Source organism: Novosphingobium piscinae (assembly GCF_014230355.1).
In the GTDB taxonomy this organism is placed as follows: domain Bacteria; phylum Pseudomonadota; class Alphaproteobacteria; order Sphingomonadales; family Sphingomonadaceae; genus Novosphingobium; species Novosphingobium piscinae.
The window spans coordinates 23,614-33,474 of the sequence record NZ_JACLAX010000024.1; the positions used below are offsets into that span (position 1 = coordinate 23,614).

Genomic DNA, 9,861 nt, shown 5'->3' on the forward strand with positions numbered 1-9,861 from the left:
CGGGACGGGCGAAGGCCTAGATAGGCGGACGAAAGCATTGAGGAGTTTCGTTCCATGTCGACCAAAGCCGTGACCGATGCCAGCTTCGCTGCCGACGTCCTCCAGTCGGACAAGCCGGTGCTCGTGGACTTCTGGGCCGACTGGTGCGGTCCCTGCAAAATGATCGCCCCCGCACTCGAGGAGATCGCCGAGGAGCTGGCCGACAAGGTGACGATCGCCAAGGTCGACATCATGGAGAACACCGACACGGCCAGCCAGTTCGGGGTGCAGTCGATCCCGCTGCTGATCCTGTTCAAGAACGGCCAGCCGGTGGCGCAGAAGCTCGGTGCCGCGCCGAAGAGCCAGCTCAAGCAGTGGCTGGAAGGCGCGCTCTGAGCCTTGCGGTTAGCAGCCGAGACGTTGCGAGCCGGCCGCCAGGCGCCTTTACCTTGCCAAACTGCCCGTCCACCAGGGGTGCTGTCATCCCGGGGCTTGCCCGGGGTGATGGCACCAGACTGACGTTAGCCGATCCGAACTCCCGTTCGCGCGGTGGTGTCTTGGGTCAGCTCAGCGCCGCCATCCGTGCCGCCAGCTCGTCCCATAGCGCCGGGCTGGCCGCAGCGATCAGCCCCGGCTCCAGATGGCGGTCGACCCGGTAGGGCGATCCATCGGGGCGCGCGGCCTTGCCGCCCGCCTCGTTCACGAACAGCACGCCGGCTGCATGGTCCCAGGCCAGGGTCCGTTCGAAGATCGACACGTCGTTCTGCCCCAGCACGATCCGCGGATACTGCTCTGCGGCGCAGCGCGGGATGTCGACCAGGGTGTAGTGCGGGGCGATGTAGGTCTTCAGGCCCGCCCGGCGCTCCGGATTGGCGAACAGCAGCGAGATCGCGGCGATCGGCGGAACTTCGCCGGTCGTTCGCGCTCGCACCGCCTCGCCGTCCACCCAGGCGCCCTGACCTTGCAAGGCATGGCAGAACCGGCCGGAGAGGCCGTCGAGAATCCACCCGCCGACCGTCACCCCGCGCTCGGCCAGCGCCACCAGCACGCCGAACGGCGGCTTGCCGGCGGCGAAGTTGTTGGTCCCATCGAGCGGATCGATGATCCAGCACAGCGCATCGCCCAGCCGGTCGAGCACGGCGGAATCGGCGTGGGCGGCCTCCTCGCCGACGATCACCGCCTCGGGCAGCAGCGCGGCGAGGCCCTCGGCGAGCATCACCTCGGCTTCGCGGTCGGCGACGGTGACCATGTCATCGGTGGCCTTGGCGATCACCTCGTGCGCGGCGAGCGACTGGTAGCGTGGCAGGATCGCGGTGGTGAGGGCCCGGCGCATCACCGCCTCGACCCCGCGGGTCAGGGCCTCGCTCATGAGCGGTAGTCGGCGTTGATCGAGATGTAGCCGTGGGTCAGGTCGCAGGTCCACACCGTGGCGCGGCCATGGCCAAGGCCCAGATCGACCTCGATGCTCACTTCCTGGCCTTTGAGGTGCGCGGCGACCGGCGCCTCGTCATAATCGGGCAGCGGCTGGCCATCCCGGGCGGCCCAGGTGCCGCCAAAGCCGATCGACAGCCGATCACGATCAGCCGGCTCGCCGGCCTTGCCCACGGCCATGACCACGCGGCCCCAGTTAGCGTCCTCGCCGGCGATCGCCGTCTTGACCAGAGGCGAATTGGCGATGGCCAGGCCAACCTTGCGCGCACTCTCGTCGGACACCGCGCCGGTCACGCTCACCGCGATGAACTTCTGCGCACCTTCGCCATCCTTGACCACCAGGTGGGCAAGCTGGCGGCAGATTTCCTCGAGCGCGGCGGCGAAGGCGTCGGCGCCCGGAGCGTCCGGACCGGTCAGCAGGGCATTGCCCGCCGCGCCGGTGGCGAAGGCCAGCACCGTGTCGCTGGTCGAGGTGTCGCTGTCGACCGTGATGCAGGAGAAGGTGCGGCGGTTGGCCTCGCTCAGCAGGTCCTGCAGGTAGGTCGAGGCGATGGCGCAATCGGTGAAGATGTAGCCGAGCATGGTCGCCATGTCGGGCGCGATCATGCCGCTGCCCTTGATGATCGCGGCCAGGGTCACCGTCCGCCCGTCGACCAGCGCCGTCGCCATGGCGCCCTTGGGGAAGGTGTCGGTCGTGCCGATCGTGCGCGCGGCGTCCTCCCACGTACAGGGCGCGGCGGCCATCGCGGCGGCCACGCCGTCGCGCGCCTTGTCCTTGGGCAGCGGCACCCCGATCACCCCGGTCGAGGAGACGAAGACCTGGTCTGCCGGGCAGCCGAGTCCCTCCGCCACCTGCGCCATGATCTGCTCCACCGCCTCGCGTCCGCGATAGCCGGTGAACGCGTTGGAATTGCCGGCATTGACCACCAGCGCGCGGGCACGCCCCTGGGCGACGTTCCGGCGGCCGAGATCGACCTCGGACGAGCAGCAGACGTTGCGGGTGAAGACCCCGGCGACCGCGGTGCCGTCGACCAGCTCGACATAGGTCAGGTCGCAGCGACCCCAGGCCTTGTACCCGGCCCGCGCGACCCGCGGGGTCACTCCGGCGATCGCGGGCAGGGCGGGGAAGGGTTCGGCGAGGGGGGAGACGGCGTCGGACATGGCAGCGCCTATCCCGCTGCGGGAGCGTCAGGTCAAGGCGGGTTTGGGACCGGGCGAACCGCCGAGGGAATGGCGGGGTGGAGTGGGGAGCGGACGCGGGTGGCTGGGGTGGACGGGGCTGTCGCTCATTGCCAGCCCAAAGCCAAACCCATCGTCATGCCAGCGCAGGCTGGCATCTTCCGCGGCGATGCCAGAGATCCCGGCCTGCGCCGGGATGACGGGTATCGGGCGCAAGCGGCTGTCCCGTTCCATGCCCCGCCTAGGCGGTCTTCGGCTTCACCACGGTCGGCTTGCTCCCGAACGAGACCAGCCGGAAGAACAGGTAGGACAAGGCCAGCGCGGCAAGGATCGCGGCGTACTTGATCGGCGCGCCGCGCCCGAACAGCTCGGACATCGCCACCAGCACGGTGAGGTGGACACAGTAGAGCGGCAACGAGAAGGTCCCCAGCCATTCCAGCGCCGGCAACGCGGACTGCGGGGGGCGGCACTGCGCCACGCCCCACATTGCCAGCGGCAGGAAGGGAATGACGAACAGCAGGTCCCCCGTCGCCATGCGCCACGGCAGGCTGGGGACCAGCATGACCCCGCCCACCGGCAGTGCCAGGGCCAGCCACCAGGGCAGCGCCGGGGTGCGCAGGCCCGCCTTGTAGAGCCGGCCCAGCCAGACCCCGAGCACATAGGACCAGCCGACGCGGGGCAGCGCCATCCACCAGTTGTGCCAGTTGGGAGCGTTGACGCCGAGCGTGTCCGAGCCGTGGCGGCGCACGGTATAGACCAGCCCCACGCCGAAGATTGCGGCGATCAGCGGTAGCCAGCGCGTGGCGACGCGGCGCAGCACCAGGGCATGGAGGAAGTTCGCCAGGAGCTCATAGAACAGCGTCCACTGTGGCCCGTTGAGACGGTAGAACGGGCCCCGTCCAGCAAGGCTGGGGATCATCGCCAGATCAAGCGCCAGCATCACGACCAGCGCCTGTGGATCATAGCCGCGGATCAGCGATCGCGTGGCCGCAACCCCGGCGCCGACCGCGACCAACGGCCAGAGCCTCACGAACCGGGCCTGGGTGAACTCCAGCGCGCCGATCCCGGCATTGAGCTTGGCCTCGGTCGAGACGGCCAGCACGAAGCCGCTCAGCAGGAAGAACAGGTCGACCAGCAGGTAGCCGCGCACGAACGGGGTGTGCGTCCGGAACACCATGTCCGCATGGTAGAGCATGATCACGATCGCGGCGAAACCACGCAGGCCGTCTAGCTGGCCGAGCCGGACATGCGGGCGGACCGCGCCGGGTGCCGCTGCCTTCTGGTCCACGCTCATGTCCTGTCATCCCCCTGCGCTTGGATCGGCGCCTGCCACGCGCTCACGTCTCGCCGGGGTCTCCATAACCGAGTGGGGAAGCATGGCAAACCGTCGCCGCAACGGGACTGGTGTCGGCCGACGCGGCATGGCACACTCGACGGACGGGGGCGCATTGAGGGGAGAAGATGTTGCTCCGATCACACCGTTACGCCCGGCTGGTGATGTCCGTCTTCGCCTTGCCCGCTTTCGTCGTGCCGGCCGCTCCGGGACAGGCGCAGACCGAGCGTCCCGCGGGTGCAGCCCATCCGGTCCGCGCTAGCGCGGATGCCGCGCCGCTCCCGCCGCCGGGGCAATCGGCCCGCCCGCTCAACGATCCCGCAAGCTGGGTTACCACGCAGGACTACCCCGCCCAGGCCCTGCGCGACGATCATCAGGGGGTGGTCGAGTTCTCGCTGGTCATCGGCCTCGAGGGCCAGGTGAGCGAATGCCACATCCGCAGCTCGAGCGGCTCGGGGGCGCTCGACGAGGCGACCTGCCGGCTGGTCCGCGAGCGCGCCCGCTTCGCCCCGGCCGTGGATCAGAACGCCCGCCCGGTGGTGGGGCACTACCTCAACCGGGTCAGGTGGGTCATGCCGCGTCCTGCCAGGCCCGAGGCGGGCGAACTGGTCATGTCGTTCTTGGTCGGACCGGACGGCGCACGCTCTGATTGCCGGATCGAAAGCGCGGTGGGCGGCGCTGCGCAGGCGGTTGCGGGCCGCAATCCGTGCGTGCCGGGAAGCTATGCCAGCGGCTATCTTGACGCGGCCGGCAAGCCCGTCACCCGCCGGGTCCGCACCACGGTCCGTTATGAGGTTCTGCCGGTGCCCTGAACCGGCGCCCTCAGCCGGTGTCGGGGGGCAAGCCCGCGCAGGGTGGACGGGAGCCCGGGATATCCCTATATCCCTGCGGTACCGATGACCCGTTTCCTGATCGCTCTCTTCGCCCTGCTGGGCCTTGCCGCGCAAGCTCCGGCCTGCGCCAGGGTGAGCAGCGCGCGCGCCGAGGTGGGTCTTGTCGCCGCTCCGCGCGTCGCCGTCCGCACGGCGAATGCGGTGGTTGTCGCGCTTGCCAGCCGGGCCACCGCCCGCTTTGCCGAACCGCAGCGCCCGGATCCCGCTCCTCGGACCGGACCGCTCGGCGCCCTGCGCGCGCCCGTCCTGCCCGGGATCGACCGCGCCCACGAATAGCCGGACCGTCGGCGCCGTTCCGGCCTGACCTCCGCATGCTCGCCGCGCGCCTGGCGCGGCCCCCCCCGATTGACAGGATTACAGTTATGCTCGGCGCCCTTGCCAAGGCCATGTTCGGCTCGTCCAACGACCGTTACGTCAAGAAGCTCGAAAAGATCGTTGCCCGGATCAACGCTTTCGAACTGCAGCTCGAAGCGCTCTCGGATGACGAGCTCAAGGGCCAGACCCAGAAGCTGCGCGACCAGCTGGCCTCCGGCAGCACGCTCGATGACATCCTCCCCGAGGCCTTCGCCACGGTGCGCGAGGCCTCCAAGCGCGTCTTCGGCATGCGCCACTTCGACGTGCAGATGATCGGCGGCATCGTGCTTCACCGGGGCGAGATTGCCGAGATGCGCACCGGTGAGGGCAAGACCCTGGTGGCCACTACCGCCACCTACCTCAACGCGCTCGAGGGCAAGGGCGTCCACGTCATCACCGTGAACGATTACCTCGCCCGGCGCGACGCCGAATGGATGGGCCAGCTGCATCGCTTCCTCGGCCTGACCGTGGGCGTGATCGTGCCCAACCTCAACGAGCAGGAGCGGCGCGAGGCCTATAACGCCGACATTACCTATGCCACCAACAACGAGCTGGGCTTCGACTACCTGCGCGACAACATGAAGCACGAGCGCAGCCAGATGGTGCAGCGCCCGTTCAACTACGCGATCGTCGACGAGGTGGACTCGATCCTGATCGACGAGGCCCGCACCCCGCTGATCATTTCGGGTCCGACCGATGACAAGAGCGACCTCTACATCGCGGTCGATGCCGTGGTGAAGCAGCTGCCGGCCGAGCTTTACGAGGCCGACGAGAAGACCAAGAACATCACCCTCACCGAGGACGGCGTCGAATGGGCCGAGCGGCGGCTCGAGGAGGCTGGCCTGCTTGAAGGCTCGAACCTCTACGACGTCGAGAACACCCAGGTGGTCCACCACCTCGACCAGGCGCTCAAGGCCAACGTGATGTTCAAGCGCGACATCGACTATGTCGTGAAGGACGGCAAGATCATCATCATCGACGAGTTCACCGGCCGCATGATGGACGGCCGGCGCTGGTCGAACGGCCTGCACCAGGCGGTCGAGGCCAAGGAGGGCGTGCAGATCGAGCCCGAGAACCAGACCATGGCCTCGATCACCTTCCAGAACTACTTCCGCATGTATCCGAAGCTGTCGGGCATGACCGGTACCGCCGCCACCGAGGCGCCCGAGTTCTTCGACATCTACAAGATGAACGTCGTCACCATCCCAACCAACGTGCCCGTGCAGCGGCGCGACGAGGAGGACGAGTTCTACAAGAACACCCAGGACAAGTTCGCCGCGATCGCCAAGCTGATTCGCGAGCGCAGCGAGCAGGGCCAGCCGGTGCTGGTCGGCACGGTCTCCATCGAGAAGTCCGAGCTGCTGTCCGAGTTCCTCAAGCGCGAGAACGTCAAGCACGCGGTCCTGAACGCGCGCTTCCACGAGATGGAGGCACGGATCGTGGCCCAGGCCGGGCGGCTCGGCGCGGTTACGGTGGCGACCAACATGGCCGGCCGGGGCACCGACATCCAGCTGGGCGGCAATGTCGAGTTCCGCATCGAGGACGAGCTCAAGGACCTGCCCGAGGGCCCGGCGCGCGAGGCCGCGATCCAGCGCATCAAGGATGAAGTCGCCGCCGAGAAGGCGCAGGTGCTTGCCGCCGGCGGGCTCTGCGTGATCGGCACCGAGCGCCACGAGAGCCGCCGTATCGACAACCAGCTGCGCGGCCGTTCGGGCCGGCAGGGCGATCCCGGGATGAGCAAGTTCTACCTCTGCCTCGAGGATGACCTGCTGCGTATCTTCGGGCCGGATACCCTGTTCGCACGGATGATGAACAGCAACCTCGCCGACGGCGAGGCGATCGGCAGCAAGTGGCTGTCGAAGGCGATCGAGACCGCGCAGAAGAAGGTCGAAGCGCGCAACTACGACATCCGCAAGCAGGTCGTCGAGTACGACGACGTGATGAACGACCAGCGCAAGGTGATCTACGAGCAGCGTTCGGACATCATGGATTCCGAGACCGTCGACGAGGTCGTGCTCGACATGCGGCACGACACGGTCAACGCCATTGTCGCCGACGCCTGCCCGCCGGGGTCCTACCCCGAGCAGTGGAACATCGAGGGACTGAAGGAGCGTGCCCTCGCGATCCTCGGGGTCGAGGTGCCGATCGACGACTGGCTGGCCGAGGACGGGATCGATCCCGAGGTCATCGAGGAACGCCTGTCGGACCTGGCCGATGCCCGCATGGCCGGGCGCACCGCGGATCAGCCCGAGGTGTGGCGCACGATCGAGAAGTCGATCCTGCTCGAGCGGCTTGACCACTACTGGAAGGAACACCTCGCCACGCTCGACGCGCTGCGCCAGGTCGTGTTCCTGCGCGCCTATGCGCAGAAAACCCCGATCAACGAGTACAAGCAGGAAGCCTTCGGTCTGTTCGAGAAGATGCTCGAGACGATCCGCGAGGACGTGACCCAGGTGCTCTGCACCAGCGAATTCCGCTTCCAGCAGCCGGAGGACTATGCCCTGCCGGAGCTGCCCGCATTCCTGACCGGGCAGGGCGGGGTACAGCTGGGCGGCGAGGCCCCGGCCGGGCTGTTCGGCGCCGGGATCGGCGCACCGATGCTGGCGGCCAGCGGCAGCGATCCCTATGCCGGCATGGGCCTGTCGCGCAACGCGCCCTGTCCCTGCGGGTCGGGCCAGAAGTACAAGCACTGCCACGGCGTCGCCGCCTGACGCCGCCGCTGGCCGGGGGGCGCTGCAGCCCCTCGACCGGCCGGCCGCCACCGCTAGCAAATGCCGGCTGGCCCCGCCGGCCGGATGGGGCTATGGGCCCCCCCAGGGGCGCCGTCGCCCATTGACTTTCCGCCGCTTGGATGCGGCTCTGTGGATTCCTGTTTCATGCCCTTTACCCAACTCCCGTCGCCGCTGGGCGACGCGCTGGCCGCGCGCGGCTATGCCGAGCCCACGCCGGTCCAGGCCGCCGTGCTCGAACCCGAGGCGGCCGGCCGCGACCTGATCGTTTCGGCGCAGACCGGCTCGGGCAAGACCATCGCCTTCGGGCTGGCCTTTGCCGGCGAACTGCTCGCCGACGGCACCCTGCCGCCGGCGGGAAGCCCGCTGGCGCTGGTGATCGCACCGACCCGTGAACTGGCGCTGCAGGTCAGCCGCGAGCTTGAATGGCTCTACGCTCCTGCCGGCGGGCGCGTCGCCAACTGCGTCGGCGGCATGGATCCCAGCCGCGAGCGGCGCATGCTGTCGCATGGCGCGCATATCGTCGTCGGCACGCCGGGCCGACTGCGCGATCACCTCGAACGTGGCGCGCTCGATCTCAGCAACCTGCGCGCGATCGTGCTCGACGAGGCCGACGAGATGCTCGACATGGGGTTTCGCGAGGACCTCGAGGAAATCCTCGACGGCACCCCCGCGACGCGCCGGACGATGCTGTTCTCCGCCACCATGCCGGCGCCGATCGCGGCGCTGGCCCGGCGCTACCAGCGCGATGCGCTGCGCATCTCGACCGTCTCGGCCGAGCGCGGCCACGGCGACATCACCTATCAGGCGGTCGCGGTGGCGCCCGCCGATATCGAGAATGCCGTGGTCAACCTGCTGCGCCTCCACGAGGCCGAGACCGCGATCCTGTTCTGCGCCACCCGTGAAAGCGTGCGCCGGCTCCACGCCAGCCTGCAGGAGCGTGGCTTCACCGTGGTCGCCCTTTCGGGTGAGCACAGCCAGAACGAGCGCAACCACGCGCTCCAGGCGCTGCGCGATCGCCGGGCGCGGGTCTGTGTCGCCACCGACGTGGCGGCGCGCGGCATCGACCTGCCCGGGCTCAGCCTGGTGATCCATGTCGAGCTGCCGCGCGATGCCGAGACGCTGCAGCACCGCTCGGGCCGCACCGGCCGCGCCGGGAGCAAGGGCACCGCCGTGCTGATCGTGCCCTATCCGCGCCGTCGCCGGGTGGAGATGGTCCTGAAGGGCGCCAAAATCCCGGCCGAATGGATCCCCGCGCCGAGCGCCGCCGACGTGCGCAAGGCCGACAGCGAGCGCCTGCTCGCGGCACTGCTCGCCCCGGTCGAGGTGGCCGAGGAGGATCAGGCGCTCGCCCAAAGGCTGCTTGCCGAGAAGTCCCCGGAGGAGATCGCCGCTGCGCTGGTCCAGGCGCACCGCGCGCGGCTACCCGCGCCGGAGGACCTGCTGGCCGACGATGCCGCCCAGGCGCCGCGCGGCCCGCGCCCCGGTTTCGAGGACACGCAGTGGTTCCGGCTCAACGTCGGTCGCAGCCAGAACGCCGATCCGCGCTGGATCCTGCCGCTGCTGTGCCGGCGCGGCCATGTCAGCCGCCAGGATATCGGTGCGATCCGCATCGCCGCGCGCGAGACCCTGTTCGAGGTGCCGCGCACGCTGGCCGCGCGCTTCGCTGATGCCGTGCGCCGCACGGCCGAGGGTGACGACGGGGTGGAGATCGTCGCGCTGGACGGCAAGCCGCGCGAAATGGCGCGCGAGAACCGCCGCGATGCCGCGCCGGACTCGCGCGGTCCCGGTGGCCCTGCGCGTGGTCCGCGGAGCTATCGCGCGGTCGAGCGCGGCCCGGGCGGACCCGGGCGTGACGGGCCGCGGCCGATGGGGCCGGGGCATGACGCGCGCGGCGGCGACGGCAAGCCGCGCCCGCCGTTCGGCAAGCGCGGTCCGGGCCGCAAGCCGCCCCGGCCGGGCT

At 69.5% G+C, this 9,861-nt stretch carries 8 protein-coding genes; 5 read left to right on the top strand and 3 right to left on the bottom strand.

Annotation, left to right across the window (positions count from 1 at the left end):
- Positions 1–54 precede the first annotated feature (54 nt).
- Complete coding sequence (gene trxA / locus H7F53_RS15995) at positions 55–375, top strand: thioredoxin (protein WP_185680513.1); 321 nt, start codon at positions 55–57, stop codon at positions 373–375.
- Positions 376–541: 166 nt separating this feature from the next.
- On the opposite strand, the gene H7F53_RS16000 is transcribed toward trxA, so the two are convergent.
- The 3 genes from H7F53_RS16000 to H7F53_RS16010 all read right to left on the bottom strand — a co-directional run bounded on the left by H7F53_RS16000 (position 542) and on the right by H7F53_RS16010 (position 3,883).
- Entirely contained in the window at positions 542–1,348 is an 807-nt protein-coding gene (locus H7F53_RS16000; protein ID WP_185680514.1) for an inositol monophosphatase family protein, read from the bottom strand.
- The gene (gene argJ / locus H7F53_RS16005; RefSeq protein ID WP_185680515.1) at positions 1,345–2,571 is read right to left on the bottom strand and encodes a bifunctional glutamate N-acetyltransferase/amino-acid acetyltransferase ArgJ; all 1,227 of its coding nucleotides are present in this window, start codon (positions 2,569–2,571) and stop codon (positions 1,345–1,347) included. Before argJ ends, H7F53_RS16000 begins: the two co-directional genes overlap by 4 nt.
- Positions 2,572–2,830: 259 nt before the next feature.
- The gene (locus H7F53_RS16010) at positions 2,831–3,883 is read right to left on the bottom strand and encodes an acyltransferase family protein (RefSeq protein ID WP_185680516.1); all 1,053 of its coding nucleotides are present in this window, start codon (positions 3,881–3,883) and stop codon (positions 2,831–2,833) included.
- A gap of 167 nt (positions 3,884–4,050) precedes the next feature.
- Here H7F53_RS16010 and H7F53_RS16015 point away from each other — a divergent pair, with 167 nt between their 5' ends.
- The 4 genes from H7F53_RS16015 to H7F53_RS16030 form a co-directional block, all read left to right on the top strand.
- Positions 4,051–4,734, top strand: coding sequence for an energy transducer TonB (locus H7F53_RS16015; RefSeq protein ID WP_221773779.1), 684 nt, complete (start codon positions 4,051–4,053; stop codon positions 4,732–4,734).
- An 84-nt stretch (positions 4,735–4,818) separates the two neighbouring features.
- Positions 4,819–5,091, top strand: coding sequence for a hypothetical protein (locus H7F53_RS16020; RefSeq protein ID WP_185680518.1), 273 nt, complete (start codon positions 4,819–4,821; stop codon positions 5,089–5,091).
- A gap of 86 nt (positions 5,092–5,177) precedes the next feature.
- Complete coding sequence (secA, locus tag H7F53_RS16025; RefSeq protein ID WP_185680519.1) at positions 5,178–7,880, top strand: preprotein translocase subunit SecA; 2,703 nt, start codon at positions 5,178–5,180, stop codon at positions 7,878–7,880.
- Positions 7,881–8,045: 165 nt separating this feature from the next.
- Positions 8,046–9,861, top strand: a 1,816-nt coding sequence (locus tag H7F53_RS16030; RefSeq protein WP_185680520.1) for a DEAD/DEAH box helicase, incomplete at its 3' end; no start/stop codon positions are given.